Below are 19043 nucleotides of genomic sequence, written 5' to 3'. Positions count from 1 at the left end.
CCAGGCATACACCGTTTGACCGGAATTCAGTCGTGATCACCGTGCGTGATCGGGCGTTAACCTTGCCGGGGGTTTGTATCGGCCCGTACGCGTGGACTTTCGGCTTCGTCGCCGGACAGGGCATCGCGGTGCGGTTGGCTGGTTCGCGTGCCCACAGAGAAGGAACGGCTCGACGAGGTCGAGCCGACGGTCGCGGACCTCGTCGCCACCACCCAGGCGCTGACGGCTGATCTCGGCCGGGTGAGCGCCCGCCTGCTAGTGCTGGAACGCAGGCTGTCCGGTGCCGGTTCGGGGCCGGACGAAGACCTCGACTCGATCGACGGCATCGGCGAGACGGTCGCCGCGCTGCGTGCAGCGTGGGACGCCGAGCAGGAGCTGCTGGCCGATTCGGTCCGCGCCGACCTGCGGGCCGAGGTGTCCGAGTACGAGTCGTTGAAGGAGCAGCGGGACGCGGGGCTGGCGAAGCTGTCGGCCGGCCGCATGCCGCGCTTCGAGCGGGACGCGTTGCAGCACGAGGTGCAGAACCTGGAGTGGCGCGTCACCGCGCAGGAGTCCGATGCGATGGCCGCCGCCCAGCGCCTGGCCGCCGACGAGCTCGCCGCCGAGGAACCGTGGCGCGCGCAAGCCGTCGTGGCGGGGGACAAGGCCCGGCAGGAGATCCTGGACATCGCCCGCCGACGCCTCGAACGGTCCCTGGCCGCCGACACCCGCCTGCCGCTGTGGTTCCGCGTCGGGCTGGGCGAGATCACCAGCCCCGACCCGTCGCACTGGGTGGAGGCCGCCGTCGCCCTGGTCGCCTACCGGCTCGAGTACGGCGTCACCGATCCGATCGCCCCGCTGGGCGAGATCCCGTCGGCCTCCTCCGGCTTCGCCGCGTGGGTCCGACGAGCCGAGGCCTACACCGACATCGTCGACCAACTGGAGTCCCTACGCCCCTAACCCGTGAGTCCTACGTTCAGAACGCGTGAGTCCTACGTTGGGAACGCGTGAGTCCTACGTTGGGAACGCGTGAGTTCAACGCTCGGCGCGTAATGCTCAACAGGTCTTGAGCATCGCGCCCAACGCGTCCCGCTCCGCCTCGTCCACCGTCAGCGCGTACAGCGTCTTCACCGACACCACGGCACGCGCGTACGTGCACCAGTACGCCTCCACCGGCGGCTTCCACTTCGCCGCGTCCTGATCGCCCTTGGACCGGTTGCTGCTCGCCGTCACCGCGATCAGCTGCAACCCGCCCAGGTCGTTGGCGAACTTCTCGCGCTGTGCGTCGGACCACTTGTCCGCGCCCGAACGCCACGCCTCCGCCAACGCCACGGTGTGGTCGATGTCGAGGTCGCCCGCGTCGGTGACCACGACCCCGTCGTACGGGCTGGTCCACGTCCCGGACTTCGCCTTGCACTCGTCGTCGGCCTGCACGTCCGCGCCTTGCCGCTGCAACACGAGTTCCCGCGTGTCGCACGAGTTCCCCTGGCTGCTCCAGTGCGGGAACCGGTCACGGCTGTAGCCCGCCATCTTCCCCTCCGGCGCCACCTTCAACGCGCCCAGTTGCGCCGTCGGGTCGTCGCCGGGCTCGGCCGGGCCGGTGGTCGCGGTGCCGGGCGGCGGGGTGGTCGACTCCTGGTGTTGCGTCAGGTAGTAGCCGATGGCGATCAGGAGGACCAGTACGACGACGCTGACCAAGGAGGTCGACCGCTTGCCGCTCATGCACCCATGATCAGCGATGATCGCCTCGACCGGAACACCGGGGGCGTAATTCCCCCGGAATAATCCCAGTCTGCGGTGCCGGCGCGCGGCGGTCCAGGGGCGGCGGGTCAGGGGCGGCTGGTCAGGTACCCGCCCATGGTCGTGAAGTACTCGGACGCCGCCAGCTCCGTGCCGTCCTCCGTGCGCACCCGCTTGACCAGCAACGCGTGGCTGCGCCCACGGCGTGCCTCCGCGCCCGCGACGATCGCGACGCCGTCACCCTCGCGGTAGAAGATCCGGCCGGGCGTGCCGCCGTAACGCTCCGCGGACACGTCCGCCTCGACGATCTCCAGCCGCTTGCCCTTGTGGAAGCAGAACGCGCTCGGGTACGGCGCGCACTGGGCGCGGACCAGCCGGTCCAGCTCCTCGGCCGTCCACGTCCAGTCGATGCGCAGGTCCTCTTCGGCGCGCTTGTGGAAGAAGCTGGCCTTCGAGCGGTCCTGCTTGGTGAAGTCCGTGCGGCCCTTGGCGATTTCGGCCAGGCCGTCCACGGTGATCGGCCCGAACAGCTCGAGGGTCTTGCGGAACAGGTCGGCGGTGGTGTCGCGCGGACCGACCGGGACGGCGCGCTGGAGCACGATGTCACCGGCGTCCAGCGTCTCGTCCATCATGTGCGCGGTGACGCCGACCTCCTTCTCGTCGTTGATCAGCGCCCAGATCAGCGGCGAGAAGCCCGCGTAGGAGGGGAGCAGCGAGTCGTGCACGTTCAGCGTGCCGTGCTTGGGCAGCGCGAAGATGTGCGGCGGGATCCAGGTGCGCCAGTTGGTCGCCACGATGACGTCCGGCTGGACCTCCTTGAGGCGCTGGAACAGCTCGTCGTCGTCCGGGCGGTTGCGGATGACGGTCTCGACGCCGTGCTCGGCGGCCAGGTCCGCGACCGAGTCGCTCCAGATGCGCTCGTAGGCGTGATCGCTCTTGGGGTGCGTCACGACCAGCTCGACCTCGTGCTCGGAGTCCAGCAGCGCCTGGAGCGTGCGGTGGCCCCACGTCTGGTAGCCGAACATGACGACCCGCATAGGAGCTCTCCTTGGATAGGCTCACCTAAGTTACCGCACCCTAACTCAACAGTGGTCGGCTAGCCTTCGCGGGTGATCCTTGACCTGAAGTTGGTGGGCGGGCGGGTCGTCACGATGGACCGGACCCGGCCGGTGGCGTCGGTGATCGGTGTCTGGGCCGGGAGGATCGTCGGGCTGGACGACGACGTGGCCCACCTGCCCGCGCGACGGGTCGTCGACCTGGACGGCGCGGTGGTGCTGCCGGGGTTCGTCGACGCGCACAACCACCTCGCCTGGGCCGGTCGGGCGGCGCGGACGGCGGACATCTCGCAGTGCGCGTCCGTCGAGCAGGTCTTGGACGTGCTGCGCGGCGCCCACCGCTCGTCGGGCTGGATCGAGGTGGCGGGCTACGACCACCGCGCGCTGGACCGGCCGTTGACGTCACGCGACCTCGACCTGATCGGGCCGCGGATCTACGTGCAGGACCTGTCCGGGCACGCGTGCGTGGTGAGCGGCGACGTGCTCGCCGTGCTGCCGCCTTCGGCGTTGCGCGAGGCGCAGCGGGACGCATCCGGTGCGCTGACCGGGTTCCTGGCGGAAGGCGCGCAGACGGCGGTGCGGGCGTTGCGGCTGCCCTACTCGTTGGACGACATCGCGGCGGACGTGGAAGCGGGTGCGCGGCAGTGCCTCCGGGAGGGCATCGTGCTGGCGGCCGAGGCCGGCGTCGGTGGCGGTCTGATCGGCAGCAGCCCGTTGGAGGTCGAGGCCTACCAACGCGCCTCGCTGCCGATCCGGGTGCAGCTGATGGTGTCCGCGGACCGGCTGGAACCCGTGTCCGCCCACGTCTCCGACGGCATCCGCCGCGCCGTGCCGCTCGGTCTGCGCACCGGGTTCGGTGACGACTGGCTGTCCATCGGCGCGCTCAAGCTGTGGACCGACGGCGGCATGATGGCCCGCACGGCCGCGCTGACCTGGCCGTACGAGGGGATGGAGACGGCCGGTCAACTCCAGGACGACCCGGAGCTGATGCGCGCGGCGATCGTGGACGGGCACGCCGCCGGCTGGCAGCTCGCCGTGCACGCGATCGGTGACCGCGCGGTGGACTTCGCGCTGGACGCGTTGTCGGAAGCCCAGCACGCCGTGCCGCGGGAGGACGCGAGGCACCGGATCGAGCACTGCGGGTTGGTGCGGCCGGAACAGCTGGACCGGATCGCCGAGCTGGACGTGATCCCGGTGATCCAGCCGACGTTCCTGTGGGCGTACGGGAACGACTACGCGGAGATCATGGGGCCCGAGCGGGCGGCGTGGATGTACCGCGGCAAGGGTTTCCTCGACCGGGGGATCGTGGTGGCGGGCAGCTCGGACCGGCCGGTGGCGGACGGGAAGCCGTTGCGCGCCATCCAGTTCATGGTCGAGCGGCGGTCGAGGGAAGGGCGGCCCATCGGTCCGGGTGAGGCGGTGACGGTCGAGCAGGCGATCGCCGCGTACACGATCGGCGCGGCCTACGCCTGCCGTCGTGAGGGCGCTTCGGGCACCATCACGCCGGGCAAGCTCGCCGACTTCGCCGTCCTGGACGCCGACCCGCTGACGTGCGACGTCTCCAAGATCGGCGACATCGGGGTGCAGGCCACCGTCGTGAACGGGGTCTTCGCCCACGACCCGGCCCGCTTCGCCCCCGACTGAGCCGCGCTCCTACCGAGCCCGCGCCCCTGGCTGAGCCCGCGCCCCGGGCCGAGCCGCCCTCCGTCAGGCGCTCATCCTCCAGTGCACGACGTACCCCGCCGCCTCGGCCGCGATCAGCGCGTCCAGCTTCGCCAGGTTCGTCCGCCGCGACATCCGGAACGCCCGCCCGCGCCGCGCGTCCAGCACCAGCGGCTCCGCGCCCGGCAGGGTGTCCGGCACGGTCTGCTGGAGGATGCGCAGCCCCACGTTCGCCGTCTCCTGCGTCATCGGCGCCTCCTTCACGTACACCAGCACCGCCGACCGCGACCCGTCCGGCGCCAGCAACCCCAGGTGCGGACGGACCCGCAACGTCAGGTCGCCCGCCTGCCACGTGGCCGCCGCCGTCGGCACGCCCGTCGCCCGGGTCGACTGGAGCCACGGCAGGAACCCCTCCCGCAGTTCCTCGAACGCGCGGGGCTGCCCGGCCCGTGGCTGCCGGTGCGCCCCCTCCACGGCCTTCTCCAGCTCGGCCGCCGGATCGGGCGAGTTCGCCGCCCGCCGCATCGCGTCCCGCATCGGGTTGTAGAACCCGGCGACCCACTGCTCCGACGACAGGTAGATGCGGCGCTGCTCGGTCACGATGCTGATCCGGCCGCGCTGGCCGCTCATGACGTACTCGGTGAAGGACAGGGCGGTGACGCTGATCGGCTCCACGACAAGCTCCCCTCGCACACGTCGAACTATTGTTCGATTCTACCGGCGGGGTACGACAATTCGCGGGCTGCGAACGGGCTACGCGCGAACCTTCTTCAGCAGCGGTCCGAGCTCGGGGTCGTTCTCGATCGTGTCGAAGATCCCGGCCAGCGTGCGCTCGTAGAACGGCAGCGCGGTGGCGTACACCTCGCGTCCCGCCGTCGTGACGCAGCTGAACACGCCGCGCCGATCGGTCTCGCACGTCTCGCGCGAGGTCAGGCCGGACTGCTCCAAACGGGCTACGAGCCGGCTCACCGAACTCTGGTTCAGCCCGACCACCTCGGTCAGCTCCTGCATCCGCAGCTCGCCGTCCGCCGCCTCGGCCAACGCGCACAGGGCGGTGAACTCCGACATCCCGAAGTGGAACTGCCGTTGCAGCGCGCGCTCCAGGTCGGCGTTGATCCGGTTGTGCAGCGTCCGGAGGCCGGACCACGTTTCACGTACGGACAACTCGACCCCCTGTAGTGCAGGTATGTCCCTGCATCTTAGGCCCGCGGCACTCGGCGGACCGGCATCCCGATCGTTCGCACCTTCGAGTGGTCGAACCCCGTCGGCCATGGCGGCTGTTGTAGTTTTGTGACCTGGCAGGTGCGGCTGCCACCGAGGCTCCTCCTGACCCGGATGGAGTGGGTGCCTCCAGAGCGCGTCCGACCGACGTGCCCGTATTCCCAGCCGGTTCCCGCGGTTCGGCACGGCGAACCCGGTGGTGTCGACCGGGCGGCGGCCACGGAGGTCCCTGGTGTCGACACTCTCCCCCCACCTGGTCAAACGCTGCTGCTGCACCGGCGAGACGCCGAACATGGTGCGCCGGTCCGGCTGGCACGCGTCCGGTTCACACGCGGCCGGCTCGCACCTCTCCAGCTCGCCGTTGCCGGGCGCGCGGACGTCCGGGCAACGCCGGTTCGAGGCGGCGTTCCTCGACGCGGCGTACCGGGCGATGGCGGGCATGCGCAGACGTGGCTGCGCGTTGCGCCCGACGTCCGTGGTGAGCCGGGTGCGGCCGGATTCGCCGGCGCTCGCCCTCCAGGTGCACGAAGCGGCGCTGGACCACCTGCTGGCCGACGTGCTGCCGGTCGTCGTGGGCGGTCGGCTCCGGGGTGTGCCGGGCTTGCGCGTGCACCCGGGGCGGGACCACCTTGACCTGCGTTCACCCGACGGGGAGCTGCGCCTGCTCGGCGTGACGCGGGAACGGTGGCGGCGGGCCGTCGCGACCGGTCTGCCGATCAGGCTGGCGATGAGCGACGCCCTCGATCCGCTGGAGTCCGCTTCGCCGCCGGTGCTGCCGGTCGACCTGATGAGCGGCGTGCTGCGCAGGCTGCCGCTGTGGCGCGGTGCCGCGTGGCTGGACGGCATCGTGGTGGACGACGTCCTGGAGCTGTACTGGCGGGGTGGGCCGTCGAGCGAGTCGATCGCCGCGATCCTCGCCGGTTCCGCCTGCGGCATCCCGAATTCGACGGCCCTGCCGTACAGCTTCCGCAACGCGGTGCGGGGTGTTGCCCTGTCCGCTGCCCAGCACGCCTTGGCCTTGGCCGCGTCGGTGGAGCCGGAGTGGGCGTGGGCCGAGTGGCAGGCCGCCACCGCGCCGGGTCCGGCCGTCGACGAGCGGGCCGTGCGGCCGGTGCGAATCCGGGCGGACGTCCCCGACGTGTGGGAGCAGCAGGAGATGCGCGCCGCGCTGGCGTTGCGGGACATCAGCGCCGTGTACCTGCTCCTGCTCCACCACGGCGTGACACCCGATCGGATCGCCGCCTTGACCGGCCAACCCGAGGAGGACGTCGACCGCGTGCTGACCGGTGCCAAGGTCGAGTCGTACGACACCTTGACCGACATCGCGAAGGGCCTCGGCGTGCCGTTGGGCTACATGGGCCTGGCGCACGACGAGCAGGCCGAGCCCGATGTCCCGTGCGGCTGCGCGGACCTGGACGAACGCGCGAAGCGCGACCGGTTCCTGGCGCACGCCGCGCTCGTCACCATCGGCTCGACGGCCGCCGCTTGGGGCTGCCGCGCCACCAGCTGCCGTTCCGCCCGCCCGGTGTAGCGGGCTGCGTCCTCTGCGGCACCCGGCGTACAGAAGTGCCGCCGTTAACGCTAATGCCGGTCACTCAAATGGGCGTAACTGTTACTCCTTGCTTGTCTACCAGGGGGTGCTGGACCAAGTACGCGTTCTCGTTCGAGACGACGCGTCCGGCGTTCACCGGGGAGCAGTTGACGTTCCAGGTGCAGTTGGTCGGTGCGCGCTCGTGGGCGTTCGGCTTCGAGGGCGCGCACGCCTCGAAGGTCCGCGTCCGGCCCGCCGCGCTCCCGCCGACCGGACTGGAGTTCGGCGTGACGATCACCGAACCCGCTGCGGGCTCGTCGGTGGCCGAGTTCGGCTCGCCGATCGAGGCGGCGCTGGACGGGAAGACCGGGACGTGGACCGCGCCGCTGGGCGCGTTGCGACCGGGCACGCACACGGTGTTCGCACGGGCGGTGCGCGACCGCACGACGTCACAGGTGGCGTCGAACGAGTTCACCGTGGCACCGGAAGCGCAGGTCCAGTGGCAGGTCGTCGACCGCAACCGGACGCCCGCCGCGGATGGCTGGCGTCGGGCGGAGGGCGTGGCGGATTGGCGGTTCGCCTTCGACACCGCGGACCACGGATCGGGTGCGAAGACCATCCTCACCCGACTGGTGGTCGGTGACCTGGAGGTCGCACGGCAGTCCGTTCGGGCCAGGTTCAGCTGAGCCCGGTGGGTGGGTCGCCGACGCGGCCCACCCACCACCACGGCGTGCCGTCGAAGTCCTGCGGAAAGTTCGGCGCGTCTGTCGATCCGGCGCGTTCGCCGTTCGACCTGGGGGTGAGCGGGTCCGAAGGGGACCTTGAAGCCCGAGGAGACGAACCATGAAGTACATGCTGATCATGCGCGCGACCGACGAGGCCTTCGCGTGCATGGGCGACATCGACTTCACCGTGATGCTGGAGACCGTCGGCAGGTTCAACGACGAGCTGATCCGGGCCGGTGTGCTGGTCGCCGCGGAAGGGCTCGCCGATGCGGCGGAGGGAGTGGTGGTCGACTACTCCGCCGAGCCGCCGGTGGTGACGGACGGGCCGTACGGCGAGACGAAGGAGCTGTTCGGCGGGTTCTACATCCTCAACGTGACGTCGAAGGAGGAGGCCGTCGAGTGGGCGAGGCGGTCGCCCCTGAGCGGTCCGGGGTTCAAGGCCGAGATCCGCCGCGTCGCGTCGATCGACGAGTTCCCGCAGGACAACGAGTGGATCCAGAAGGAGCGGGCGTGGCGCGAGGCCACCGGCCAGCTCTGAGCGCGTCACCGGCGACCTCGCGCCGGAAGCCGTCGGCCAGGCGCTCGTGCCTGGCCGCGCGGTTGTCGATCAGGTGGTTCTGGTGTGGGCCGATCTTGAGGTAGATCGGCCACCACCGGCGCTACGAGCGCCTGAGTGCCCCCGGCAGGATTCGAACCTGCGACCTCGGGATTAGAAGTGCCTGTGACTTCGATCTCATAGGTTTCTACCAGCACTTTTAGTGTGGAGCCTCGTCTCTCTGGTGCCTCTGGGGCCACCGTGAACCTCTAGTTGGCTCCACGCGAGGCTCCACGAGAATCGGTGGTCTGAGGTCATGAAGTCGATCGTCAACAGAGACTAGTTGAGTGCAGTAGCTTATTAATAAGCGCGTGATTGAGTGCTCATAGGCGGCCAGGACCGCCTATGAGCACGATGCTAATTTCATGATTGTGACGCAGGCGCGTTCAATTACGGATCACGTCTGACGCCGCAGCCTTGTTAGGCGGGTCGACTCAATACAGAAAGAATTGCATCGGTTTTAACGATTCGTTTCTGAAGGAGTTCTAGTGCCTTTGCGAAGTCGTGATCGCGAAGTGCCGCGTAGTTAACTTTAAATTCTTTAAGCTTATCGAGCTGCAAGCGGTAATAAGTTTTTTCGCGCATAACGACACCGACCTCGATAAGCGCTTCGAGGGTGGCGCGGGCGATCGGATTGGTTCCGATGATGAGCTTATCAAGAAGCTCTCCGAAAACCGATGGTGCTTCTTTGGTGCTTCCCTTCATGGAAGTCAGCACTCGTCGAATCCAAAACAAAACCTGGTACGCTGCCTGTGAGTCGATGTACGCGCCCAGTTGCGGAAATTCCATGCTGTAACTGGACCACTGGTACCACATATTAGGCCAATGCGCTGTGAGGCAGTCAGCCGGGTATGCGGCCACCTTCAAATGAGGATCATGGCTTGCCTCATCCCGAGCAAAAATCATGACGCCCTCATCGTCTGGCCCGGCGGTTGCAATAATGTGCTCACCTTCGATTTGCAACTCCCGGGTTATCAGCATAACTGACGGGCCCAATTGCACCGAACCTGCAGGAGATGAAATCGTAACGGCAGCATTCGCCGAAATCATGCAGTTTGAAAGAGGTGCTGTTAGTTCAAGAATCCCTACAGGCTCTCTAATTCCGAACGACATGCTGTATCCAGCGCTGAGGGTGGCGTTCTCAGGCATGTCGACTACTGTCAGCATCGCAGCGTTGTTCCCTTCGCTGTAGTAGGTAACAGTCGAAGTCCCGCTCGCGGCAAGTAGATGCGACCTTATAATACCGTCTACTAGTGATTCGTCGACAATCTCTGCGATCGTAATAGACATCTCAGGCAGGCGAACCTGTGGACTTAGGTCGAACAGGAAGTGCGCGTAGAAAGGACCTTCCGGTGCGCATTGAGACAGTAGCTGCTCTTTGCCTATACCGACGACGTCGATCGTTTCAGAAGTTACGACGAACGCGCGTAGATAGTCTCCGAATACGGCGTTTGAAAACTTCCGACCGATCAAAAACGGATGGTCATTCACGAAGCTTTCAATTTGATCTTCGTACGCGATGCGCTCATCCGAATCAAGGATTGCTGGGTAGACGACCTCAAATTTGCCGTCAAGGATTACCCGCAAGATCCTTAAGGTCTGCTCTTCGCGGCCATACAGAACCGTCGCCTTGTCGTCTGGCAATCCGAGGGCTTTTGCGATTCGCGGACGAACTTTTTCACTTTCGCGATCGAGGATTCCTTCGACGATTTGTCGCAACAACCTACCGCGAGTAACAGCCGTAGAGCTGCTGCCCGCCAGGTTTGTGATTCCCTTTTCGCTCTTTGGGTTATCGACGGCTAGCCGTTCGGCGAGAGCCAGAAGAACGGGTGGGTAACCGAGAAAGCTCTCTGCTTGTGTCCAATATTCGCTCGGATCGTTCCCGTCAAAACCCAAAGCTTGGGCGAGTTCGGTAAATACGTTGTCTCTAAATGTTGCGAACGGCCCAGGATGTTCTCTGTGAACTCGATATATTTTCTCATTACTAACTTTCTTGCGGTCAAGCGTTTTGTCGATCAAGCTTGCGCTTTGGGCATGTGTGAGTGGATGAATTCGAGAAATGGAGGTAACTACGCCCATTTCGCTAAGCATGAGGTATGCATCCTCAATCGCTTCGCGCCGGCCAAGGATTACAACCTGACCCTTTGGAGTTGCCTCACTCATGAACTCGGCGAGGTCTTTCAGAAAAGCTTGAAAGTTGTTCCTTCCGGCCAGCAGGCGTGCTTCGTCTAGGCTATCTAGCACGATTGAGCGTTCGCCGGCCAAAAGTGAGCCGATGAATCTATGTACTTCTTTCCATCCGAGAACCTTAGGTAAGAGTCCGGTCAATGTGTTACTGCCAACTTGCAAATGTGCTAAGTCGACTAGAGGTGCGTTAATTTGGTGTGCCAAAGCGCGAGCTGCTGCGGACTTGCCACCCGCACCCGGAGCTGTAATTAATACAATGTGTTGGCGGGTGATATCTTCTTCTGTAGTCGCATCTGGCCACACATACGCATCATCTGGTGTTGTAGTCCCCACAAACCCGTCGTGTTGAGCGACTATAACTGGTGCATCCCCCGACCAGGTGGGCAAGCTTTTGGCTATTTCCTTCAAAGCGAATGTGTCGGCCATCACTATATCTTACCGTATTGCAGGCGGCAGGGTAAGTGTTGCATGTTCACTACTTAGCGCTTGGGGGTGGCTACAGCAAGTTGCACCTGGTGGCCTGTGTACGATTTGCGAGGATCTTTCGGTTTTGGTGTTAAGTCGTGTACGGCAGTTTTCAGAGTGTGGCCGATGGCTGACAGCGACTTCTCTAGCTGTATATGAAGCCGTATCATATGACACATGGCAGATCTCCATGAAGGACTCAAATGGACAGTCTACGGCGAGCGGCCCGTCTACGACAATGAATGGGTCAAGGTTAACCTTGTTGACGTTGAACCGCCCGATGGTAGTCGGTTTGAACATCACGTTGTCAAGTTGCATCATGTAGCGGTTGCGCTGCTTCTGAACGAGCGCGAAGAGGTGCTGACGCTGTGGCGATATCGGTTTGCTGTTGACCAATGGGGTTATGAACTCATTGGTGGGCTGGTTGAGGAAGGTGAAGATCCGGCAGTTACGGCTGCGCGGGAAGCGGTAGAGGAGACTGGTTGGCGGCCGGTCGGCGAGCCTGAACACATGGCTACGTTTCAGCCGTTGCCTGGCATGGTCGACGCGCCGGTGAATGCCTACATCTGGCGGAACGCTGAGAAGGTGGGCGAGCCCACCGATGGTGAGGAAGCCGCGCGGATCGAGTGGATTCCGGTTGATCAGATGCTGGATCTGATCAAGCGTGGTGAGGTGTTGGGATCTGGGGCGATTGTGCCACTGTTGTTCTACTTGGCGTCACGCAATGCCGGTTCGGCCGACCTCGGGTAGCTGCAGCTTGGCTAGGCGCTGGCGTTGGCGGTCGGAGCCGATGCGGGTGGCTAGTTGGCGGGCTTTGGCGGCGCAGGCCAGTGCGCCTCTGCTGTCGCCTGCGGCGGCGTAGGCGAAGGCTAGGTCTGTGTAGGTGTGGAGTTGGGCGCGGATGGTTGAGCGCGGGGAGGTCTCCATTTCTCGCGCTACCGCTTCGAGGCTGCCGATGGCGTCCTGGTCGCCTAGGCGTACTAGGGCGCTGCCTCGCCACCTTGCAAGGTGACCGTCGCTGAGGAGTAGGTGGGGCAGCTCGGGGTCTACCGGGTCCGAGGGCAGAAGTCCTTGTGCCTCATCGAATGCGCGTAGGGACTCGTCGTGGAGTCCAGCCGCTGCGAGTCCTTCTCCGTGTGCGGCGGCAAGCCATGTCCGCAGGAGGGACGGTGCGCGGTTCTCGGCTACGTACCGTGCGTACTCCAGCAGCTCGACGGCTGCGGTCGGTTCACCGATGTCGAGGAGGATCACGGCTTGCTGTGCTGCGGCGTGTGCCAGGAGGTAGGGCGAGTCTGCTTCGCGGGCGGATACCTTGGCGTCCTCGTGGTACTGCCACGCCTGTAGTTGTGATCCCCGGTCGAGTGCTGTCCAGCCGGCTAGGGTTCGGGCGTCGGTGAGGATGGCTGCCAAGCGTTCGCGGTGTTGGGTGCTGACGCTAAACGTCTTGACGCTCTCCATTTGGCGGACGAGGCTGTTCAACTGGTCTAGAACGACCAGCGCGCCGAACCGTTTGTCTGAATTGCGCAGGTCGTTGACTTGACGTTGGAACAGGTCCACGGTTTCACGGTCGATGTTGCGTGCGACTATCAAGCGGTCGCGGAGTTCTTCGGCGGATTCATTCTGACGTTCCGGTGCGAAGCCTAGTTCTTCGTTGGTTCGGCCGTAGAACTCGCGGAACAGGCGTTGGTAGCCGGGGTCGGTTACTTCTACGCGGCCGTTCTCCCAGCGGGAGAGCATGACCGATAGTGCTGACTCGCTGGCTACTGCGATGCCTAGGGTCTTGCCTCTGGTGAGGAAGTAGCGGACGACCTGGGCTTGCGTGCGTCCGGACTCCCTGCGGATGGCCTGTAGCCGCGTGACCGGCGGGTCACCTCGTGCTCGTCCTGGCACGTTCTCCCCCGTTCCCTGAGGCCGTGACCTGCGAACTTAACTCGACCTAACATGGGGCGCGTTAGCCGCTGACAATTATTGCGTCCCCCTGTTCGGCTGTCTGCTGTTGCCATGACAGCGACACAGAAGCCGCCGAACGACTACCGCGAATCAGTCCTTTCTTCGCGCTTCGTCGTCAAGCCGGTTGGTGAGCGTCCCGAGTTGGGCGCGCAGTCCGCGAATCTCGCGGATGATGGTGTTAAGCAGCGGAATTACCGGGTTGTCGACCGGTGCTGCGGTCGCGTCTGCTTCCGGCGGGTTCTGGCCGTTGAGAACCGCTGTCAGGTGCTGCGGGTGCCAGTCAAGCGCGATCGACAGCGCTTCGAGCGTGCGTGGATTGCGGCGACGTTCGATCCGGCCTTGCTGGATCTCACGCACGATCGCCAGCGAGACTCCCGACTTCTCGGCAAGTTCGCGCTGCTTCAAAGCCAGCTCGGCCGCGCGGGCGTTGACTGCCTCCGCGACTGCCGACCAATCCTCTTTCACGTCCGCCTCCGTGCGCCGCCCTCAGCGCCGACGTTAGCGCGAGGTTCAGGCCGATTTCGGAGTTATCACTGATATCAGCGTCTATTGACCGATAATCAACGCTTATGTCAGCGCTTCGAGCGGTGAAATCAGTCTTTCGAAGGCGGAACCAATGGCTGAGACAACTGGCGTGGGCGCTGGCTCGCCCACCTTCTACACGGTGCGAGAGGCCGCGCGCTTGATGCGCATCGCTCCGTCAACGCTGTACCGGGCGATTCGGGAAGACGCCTTCCCTGCCGTTCGTGTCCGAACCCGGTACGTCGTGCCGGCGCAGGCGGTCGAGGAGATGGCTCGGAGGGCGGTGGACTCCGGGGGAGTGGTCGACGTGGTCGGTATGGCTGCCGAGCGTCGGACGGCCCGTGAGGTCGCTCGGCTGACCGGGGGTGCCTCGTGGTGAACGGAGAGAACTACTACGAGGTGATTGCGGCGGACCTCGACCGCTTCGCGGCGGTACCGGATGAGGTGTTGTTGGAGATCGTCACGCGGGATGGCCGGTGCTTGTGGTTGGTGTCGGGTGACGAGTCGCCGGAGTGGGACGACGAGGAGTTGACGGATCGGGAGTTGGCGGCCTGGTTGTGTGCGGAGTGTCCGGCGCGGCGTGCGTGCTTGGAACTGGAGTTGCGTACGGCCGGTGTTGGCACGGTCGGTGTGTGGGGTGGCCTGTCCGATGAGGACCGGCGCGCCCTGTACCCGGTGTGGCGGGCGCGGCGTAGCCGGATGGGTGGGCCGTCGTCATGACGATCAATCTGACGGTTACCCAGGTGCTCGCTGGTGTGGGTGTGCTGCTGGCACTGGTGATGGTGTGGCGGGCCGGTTCGCGTCGGGCGAAGGCTGCCGCCGATACGGCGCGTGCCGGTGCGCGGTTGCTGTCGCTCACGGGCCGGGTGGTGGTGACGGCCGGTGTGATCGTGGGTGTTCAGTGGTTGGTGGTCACCCATGGTCGGGACTCCACGCTGTTGTGGGTGGTGTTGGGTCTGCCGGCGTTGTTCTCCGGCTACACACTCACGAAGGCGCTGACGGTGACTGCGGTGGACGGTCCGCGTCGCAGGGGTGATCGACGGTGAGCACACCGAAGGGTGTGGGAAGGGTGGTCGCCTTCGGGCGGCCACCCGCCGCGCCGGACGAGAACACGGCGGCCCGGATTGCGCGGGAGGCGGTTGAGGCTGCGGAGTTGCGGGCGCACCAGGCGCGGCCGGACGTGGTGGCGTTGCGGGTCGAGCGGGTGCGGGCGCAGGTGGACCGGTTGTGCTGGGCAGGGATCGTCCTGGGCCTGGGGTTCACGATGACCAACGTCCAGCACTTCGCGGCCGGTGATGCGTCGGTGTGGTCGCTGCCGTGGTTGGCGGCGTGGCTGCTTGATCCGACGGTGTCGCTGGTGTTGCTGGCGATCCTGCGGGCGGAGCAGGTGACCGCGCGGTATCGGGTGCGGACGGGGCCGTGGGTGCGGCGGGCGAAGTGGTTCACGCTCGCTGCCACGTACGTCATGAACACGTGGGCGTCGTACGCGGCCGGCTCGGTGTCGGGTGTCGTGCTGCACTCGGTTCCGCCGTTGGTGGTGTTCGTGGCTGCGGAGGCGGTCACGGACCTGCGGGACAAGCTGACGGAGGCTGTGTCGGCAGCGTTCATGGAAGCCGACCGCAGTATGCCGGTAGCCGTTCATGAACCCCGACCGCGACCGGCCGCCAAGAGTAAGCGCGCCGGCAGTCGGACGACGTTCGCCGAGTACCTGGTGTCAGCACGGGCGGCGTGGGCACCAGGGACCACGGTGACGCCGTCTTGGGTCCGTGAGGTCACGGGGTGCTCGCGTGGGCTGTCGTCACGTCTGGCGGCCACGCTGACGCGTGAACTCGGCAGGGGTGGGTTGTCATGAACGACGAGAGCGGTTCGCTGCCGGTGCAGGCGTCACGGCGTGACCTGGTGAACGCGGTCCTTGACGGTGAGTTCGTGAACGACCAGCCGCGAACGGAGCGGCGGTCGTGGGCGCGGCGGGTCGCCGGTTGGTGGCAGCGTTCGCCCCGTGTGCCCGCCGTAATGAAGTCGCGTCGGCTGGTGGTGCAGGCCGTCAGGGATCTCGTGGTGGCGGTGCTGCGGTCGCCGTTCCGGTGCGGTGGTGCGGTGGTGCGGGGGTTGGTGGTGGCGTTGCGGTGGTGGCGGTCGTGGGTTCGGGTCGCCGACTTCCGGGCGGCTGCGGAGCAGTCGGAGAAGCTGGCGGACAAGTTCACCGACATCCGGGCGTTGGCGTTGTTCCGGTGGAAGGTCACCGGCGCCACTCTCATCGCCACTGGCGTGGTGGTCGCGGTGCTCGATCTCGTCTACGGGCATCGGGTGCTGTGGACAGGTGGCGTGGTGGTCGCGGTGGTCCTGGCGGTGCTCGGCCGCCGCAAGGACGGCTCACCGGGTCGCACACCGGTACTGGCCGGACCACGGACGCTGACGTGGACGATGGACCCGCAGGTGCTCGTGGACGCGTTTCGGGACGCCAAGCTCATCGGCAAGGACGAGAGTCTGCGGCTGGTCGAGCGCGCCACGCGGCAGGGTGACGGGTGGGCGGTCACAGTGGACCTGCCCGCGACCCGTAAAGCGGCCGATGTGGTCAAGAACCGGGAGGCGTTGGCGTCGGCGCTCGCGGTGGACGAGGTACAGCTCATCGTGGAGCGGGTGCGTGGCAATGGCGGCCACGCGGGCAGGGTCGCGCTGTGGGTCGCCGATGAGGACCCGTACGGGTCGCCTCCGCTGCGGACGCCACTGCTCGGCGTCGAGCGGTGGGATGCGTGGCGGCCGGTGCCGTTCGGGCGTGACGCGCGGCAGCGGCGGGTGGATCTGCCGTTGGTGTGGACGTCGTTGCTCGTAGGCGCGATTCCCAGGCAGGGCAAGACTTTCGCGGCACGGTTGGCAGCCGCGGGCTTGATCTTGGACCCGTATACGCGGCTCTACGTGGCGGATTTCAAGGCGGGGAAGGACTGGTACGCGGCGGGACGGGTGGCGCATCGGTTCATGGCCGGTGACGAACCGGAACACGTCCTGACGCTCGTGGACTGGCTGGTGGAACTCGTCGCCGAGGTGCAGGGCCGCTACCGCAGGATGCAGGACCTCGACGACGAGGTGTGCCCCGAATCGAAGATCACCCCGGCCATGTCCCGTGACCCGGACCTCGACATGCCGGTGACCGCGATCGTCGTCGACGAAGTGCAGATCCCGCTGGAGGACCGGACACCACTGGAGGTGCAGGACAAGAAGCTCACCGCAGGCGAGTACGTGGGCGAGCTGCTGACGTGGCTTGCCCGCAAGGGACCGGCCGCAGGGATCGTGCTCGTCCTGGCAACCCAACGCCCCGACAGCAAGACCATCCCCAGCAATCTGCGGGCGGTGCTCGGCTCACGGTTCGCGCTGCGGGTCATGGACTGGCGCGACAGCAACATCGTCCTGGGTGAACAGATGAACACACGCGGCTACGACAGCAGCCGGCTACTCGCCACGCACAAGGGCGTCGGCATCCTCCGACCGGACGGGGAGAACACAGCAGGGGCAGACGTGCTCGCTACGACCGTCCGCACGTACTACATGCCGAACGAGGACTGGCGAACCATCTGCTCCCGAGGGCGTGCGCTCAGAGAAGCGGAGGGCACGTTGAGCGGCCATGCGGCCGGACAGGACAGCCAGCCGGCGCTCGACCACGCCGCTGTGGCGAAGGCGATCGGGACAGCGGTCCAACGCACGGAGGAAGCGGAGGTGCCGGAACTGCTGGCGTCCGTTGTGGACTACCTCGGCGACGATCTCCACCCCGGTGGACGGGACTTCGTTCCCACGGCGGAACTCGTGGCCGCGTTGGCTGTCGAGCCAACCGCGTTCGGGCTACGGATGGGCGAGGTGGGGTGCCGACCGAAGCGCGACCGGATCACCACCGATGACGGTGTGCGGCAGGTGCGCGGCTACCTCGTCGCGGACATCCGTGCGGCGCTGAGCGCAGTCAGGGACGGGACCGTCGTGGATGGCGAGGTGATCGAGGATGAGGACTGACCCGTCACCGAACCCGTCCCAAGCCTGGTATCCCGTCACACCCGCTGTGACACGCCCGATATGCGCTTTGACCTGCCTAAACGGGCTCTTGTGACGGGTGGGGCATGGGACGGGCCACCCGTCCCGGACAGCGCGAAACGGCCGTGTGCGGTGCCATCCGGGTGGATGGTTCGCACACGGCCGTTCCGTCCCACGGGTGCCGGAGAGGGAGGCGAGCGGCACCCGTGCACCAACCGTCCGATCCTGCTAACGCCGGTCGGAGGTCTTCAGCAGACGTGCCAACTCCGGACCGGTCATCAGCCGTTCGCACTCGAACGGCGACACCAGCCACCGCGCCTCGTACCCCTCGACCACCACCGGAGGAAGCGGCAACGTCGCCCCCGCCGGAATCACGAACTTCTCGTCCAACCCATCCACGGACGACAGCACGAACACCGCGAACTCCACCATCAGCCCGGCCGCCGGAAGCGGCAGCATCACCACCGGCGTGGGAGCAGTACCGAACCGCCCGGAGATCACCACCCGCCGTCCCCGCTCCGGTTCCACCGCGAACGCGACCATCTCCGGCCCCAGAACGGCCAGCGTCGAACGCGTGACTCCGTCCTCCAGCACCGGCCACAACCGCCGGACCAACTCCGGGTCCGACGTCGCCATAGCCGGTAGACACAGGGCCAAAGACTCGCAGTCGAGGTTCGTCACAGGATCGACATAGGCGTCATCAATCCACAGCGCACCCGGCACCACCGGCCATCCACGCTCCACGCACTCCAGCGCACTCGCCAGGCCGCTACTTCCCACCGTCGCCCCCGACCCAGACCACTCGGGGAACCGCCCGCCCGCCGGCGCGGAAGAAGATCAGAGCGTTCTCCGCAGACTGAAGGCTCATGTGCGCACCCCCGTGAACCGGGAACACCTCGACACCCTTGCGGGTGGTCATCCCCCACGCCGCGACCTGCACGTCCTCAGGCTCGAACGTCTCCCGCACCACCGCGAACAGACGCGGTGCCTGATCGTTCACCAGCTCCTGGACCTCGGCGACGATCTTCGGGTCATCGAACAACGACGCACGCCGCTCCCCGCTTTCACCCCGGTCACCGTCACTCACCAGCGTCAAGGTCATGACTGCCTTCCCTGTGCTCCTCGCGGATCTGGCACACCTCGTCGCGCGCCCGGACCGCCACCTGTGCGTTCTCCTGGCTTTGCCGCACGTATCGCCTGCCGACAGCGACGAGGTAGAGAAGGGGGATCACGAGCCACACCAGAAACAGCGCGACCCCGCCGACATCGCTCGCAAGCCCACTCCACACCACGATCACCACCGTCCTTGACGAATCGCTGACTTCAGCTTGCCCGCTGGTCCAGTGGAAGCAAATGACCTGCCAGCGCCCCAGCGGGACCTATGGGGGCATAGA

Annotated in this window: 21 protein-coding genes; 11 read left to right on the top strand and 10 right to left on the bottom strand. The window is 66.2% G+C overall.

Features of this window, described 5'->3' with window-relative positions:
* The first annotated feature begins 147 nt into the window (after window positions 1-147).
* Entirely contained in the window at window positions 148-939 is a 792-nt protein-coding gene (locus OQ02_RS11555) for a hypothetical protein (RefSeq protein WP_033438358.1), read from the top strand.
* Between the two features lie 96 nt (window positions 940-1035).
* On the opposite strand, the gene OQ02_RS11550 is transcribed toward OQ02_RS11555, so the two are convergent.
* Together OQ02_RS11550 and OQ02_RS11545 are read right to left on the bottom strand one after the other, a co-directional pair.
* Complete coding sequence (locus OQ02_RS11550) at window positions 1036-1701, bottom strand: HNH endonuclease family protein (protein ID WP_033438357.1); 666 nt, start codon at window positions 1699-1701, stop codon at window positions 1036-1038.
* 107 nt (window positions 1702-1808) lie between these two features.
* Complete coding sequence (locus OQ02_RS11545; protein ID WP_033438356.1) at window positions 1809-2756, bottom strand: methionyl-tRNA formyltransferase; 948 nt, start codon at window positions 2754-2756, stop codon at window positions 1809-1811.
* 72 nt (window positions 2757-2828) lie between these two features.
* Here OQ02_RS11545 and OQ02_RS11540 point away from each other — a divergent pair, with 72 nt between their 5' ends.
* Window positions 2829-4418 (top strand): amidohydrolase, encoded by a 1590-nt coding sequence (locus OQ02_RS11540; protein ID WP_197043293.1) that lies wholly within the window; start codon window positions 2829-2831, stop codon window positions 4416-4418.
* A 63-nt stretch (window positions 4419-4481) separates the two neighbouring features.
* Here the strand turns inward: OQ02_RS11540 and OQ02_RS11535 are convergent, their stop codons facing one another.
* Both OQ02_RS11535 and OQ02_RS11530 read right to left on the bottom strand, forming a co-directional pair.
* On the bottom strand, window positions 4482-5111 hold the full coding sequence (locus OQ02_RS11535) for a hypothetical protein (RefSeq protein ID WP_033438355.1): 630 nt from the start codon (window positions 5109-5111) through the stop codon (window positions 4482-4484).
* Window positions 5112-5189: 78 nt separating this feature from the next.
* Window positions 5190-5600: a MarR family winged helix-turn-helix transcriptional regulator gene (locus tag OQ02_RS11530; protein WP_033438354.1), complete on the bottom strand. Its 411-nt coding sequence runs from the start codon at window positions 5598-5600 to the stop codon at window positions 5190-5192.
* Window positions 5601-5889: 289 nt separating this feature from the next.
* Between OQ02_RS11530 and OQ02_RS11525 the strand changes: the two genes are divergently transcribed.
* The 3 genes from OQ02_RS11525 to OQ02_RS11515 all read left to right on the top strand — a co-directional run bounded on the left by OQ02_RS11525 (window position 5890) and on the right by OQ02_RS11515 (window position 8451).
* A complete protein-coding gene (locus OQ02_RS11525; protein ID WP_033438353.1) occupies window positions 5890-7188 on the top strand; it encodes a hypothetical protein in 1299 nt (432 codons plus the stop codon).
* 92 nt (window positions 7189-7280) lie between these two features.
* A complete protein-coding gene (locus OQ02_RS11520) occupies window positions 7281-7874 on the top strand; it encodes a hypothetical protein (protein WP_033438352.1) in 594 nt (197 codons plus the stop codon).
* 157 nt (window positions 7875-8031) lie between these two features.
* The gene (locus OQ02_RS11515) at window positions 8032-8451 is read left to right on the top strand and encodes a YciI family protein (protein ID WP_033438351.1); all 420 of its coding nucleotides are present in this window, start codon (window positions 8032-8034) and stop codon (window positions 8449-8451) included.
* Window positions 8452-8928: 477 nt separating this feature from the next.
* Here OQ02_RS11515 and OQ02_RS43680 read toward each other — a convergent pair whose 3' ends face one another.
* Entirely contained in the window at window positions 8929-11121 is a 2193-nt protein-coding gene (locus tag OQ02_RS43680; RefSeq protein ID WP_156076985.1) for a hypothetical protein, read from the bottom strand.
* A 216-nt stretch (window positions 11122-11337) separates the two neighbouring features.
* Here OQ02_RS43680 and OQ02_RS11510 point away from each other — a divergent pair, with 216 nt between their 5' ends.
* Window positions 11338-11910, top strand: coding sequence for an NUDIX hydrolase (locus OQ02_RS11510; protein WP_033438350.1), 573 nt, complete (start codon window positions 11338-11340; stop codon window positions 11908-11910).
* On the opposite strand, the gene OQ02_RS11505 is transcribed toward OQ02_RS11510, so the two are convergent.
* On the bottom strand, window positions 11878-12897 hold the full coding sequence (locus OQ02_RS11505; protein ID WP_231499968.1) for a tetratricopeptide repeat protein: 1020 nt from the start codon (window positions 12895-12897) through the stop codon (window positions 11878-11880). The genes OQ02_RS11510 and OQ02_RS11505 overlap by 33 nt on opposite strands.
* Window positions 12898-13200: 303 nt before the next feature.
* The gene (locus tag OQ02_RS11500) at window positions 13201-13575 is read right to left on the bottom strand and encodes a helix-turn-helix domain-containing protein (protein WP_033438348.1); all 375 of its coding nucleotides are present in this window, start codon (window positions 13573-13575) and stop codon (window positions 13201-13203) included.
* 151 nt (window positions 13576-13726) lie between these two features.
* Between OQ02_RS11500 and OQ02_RS11495 the strand changes: the two genes are divergently transcribed.
* Genes OQ02_RS11495 through OQ02_RS11475 form a run of 5 tightly spaced genes read left to right on the top strand, consistent with a single transcriptional unit; the run spans window position 13727 to window position 17631 of the window.
* Entirely contained in the window at window positions 13727-14011 is a 285-nt protein-coding gene (locus OQ02_RS11495) for a helix-turn-helix domain-containing protein (protein WP_033438347.1), read from the top strand.
* Window positions 14008-14352, top strand: coding sequence for a WhiB family transcriptional regulator (locus OQ02_RS11490; protein WP_331281531.1), 345 nt, complete (start codon window positions 14008-14010; stop codon window positions 14350-14352). Before OQ02_RS11495 ends, OQ02_RS11490 begins: the two co-directional genes overlap by 4 nt.
* The gene (locus tag OQ02_RS11485) at window positions 14349-14678 is read left to right on the top strand and encodes a hypothetical protein (RefSeq protein ID WP_033438345.1); all 330 of its coding nucleotides are present in this window, start codon (window positions 14349-14351) and stop codon (window positions 14676-14678) included. The genes OQ02_RS11490 and OQ02_RS11485 overlap by 4 nt, the downstream gene beginning before the upstream one ends.
* 14 nt (window positions 14679-14692) lie before the next feature.
* A complete protein-coding gene (locus OQ02_RS11480; protein ID WP_033438507.1) occupies window positions 14693-15484 on the top strand; it encodes a hypothetical protein in 792 nt (263 codons plus the stop codon).
* Window positions 15481-17631 carry a cell division protein FtsK gene (locus OQ02_RS11475; RefSeq protein ID WP_033438344.1) on the top strand — a complete coding sequence of 717 codons (2151 nt, stop codon included), beginning with the start codon at window positions 15481-15483 and terminating at the stop codon, window positions 17629-17631. Before OQ02_RS11480 ends, OQ02_RS11475 begins: the two co-directional genes overlap by 4 nt.
* A gap of 246 nt (window positions 17632-17877) precedes the next feature.
* On the opposite strand, the gene OQ02_RS11470 is transcribed toward OQ02_RS11475, so the two are convergent.
* The 3 genes from OQ02_RS11470 to OQ02_RS11460 all read right to left on the bottom strand — a co-directional run bounded on the left by OQ02_RS11470 (window position 17878) and on the right by OQ02_RS11460 (window position 18947).
* Window positions 17878-18285, bottom strand: coding sequence for a hypothetical protein (locus tag OQ02_RS11470; RefSeq protein ID WP_033438343.1), 408 nt, complete (start codon window positions 18283-18285; stop codon window positions 17878-17880).
* A gap of 133 nt (window positions 18286-18418) precedes the next feature.
* Window positions 18419-18751, bottom strand: coding sequence for a hypothetical protein (locus OQ02_RS11465; protein WP_063747044.1), 333 nt, complete (start codon window positions 18749-18751; stop codon window positions 18419-18421).
* Window positions 18729-18947, bottom strand: coding sequence for a hypothetical protein (locus tag OQ02_RS11460; RefSeq protein ID WP_033438342.1), 219 nt, complete (start codon window positions 18945-18947; stop codon window positions 18729-18731). Before OQ02_RS11460 ends, OQ02_RS11465 begins: the two co-directional genes overlap by 23 nt.
* Window positions 18948-19043 lie beyond the last annotated feature (96 nt).

The organism is Saccharothrix sp. NRRL B-16314 (genome assembly GCF_000716595.1).
Taxonomy (GTDB): Bacteria; Actinomycetota; Actinomycetes; order Mycobacteriales; family Pseudonocardiaceae; genus Actinosynnema.
Note: the sequence above shows the minus strand (reverse complement) of the source record. Positions and strands in the feature narration are given on the sequence as shown.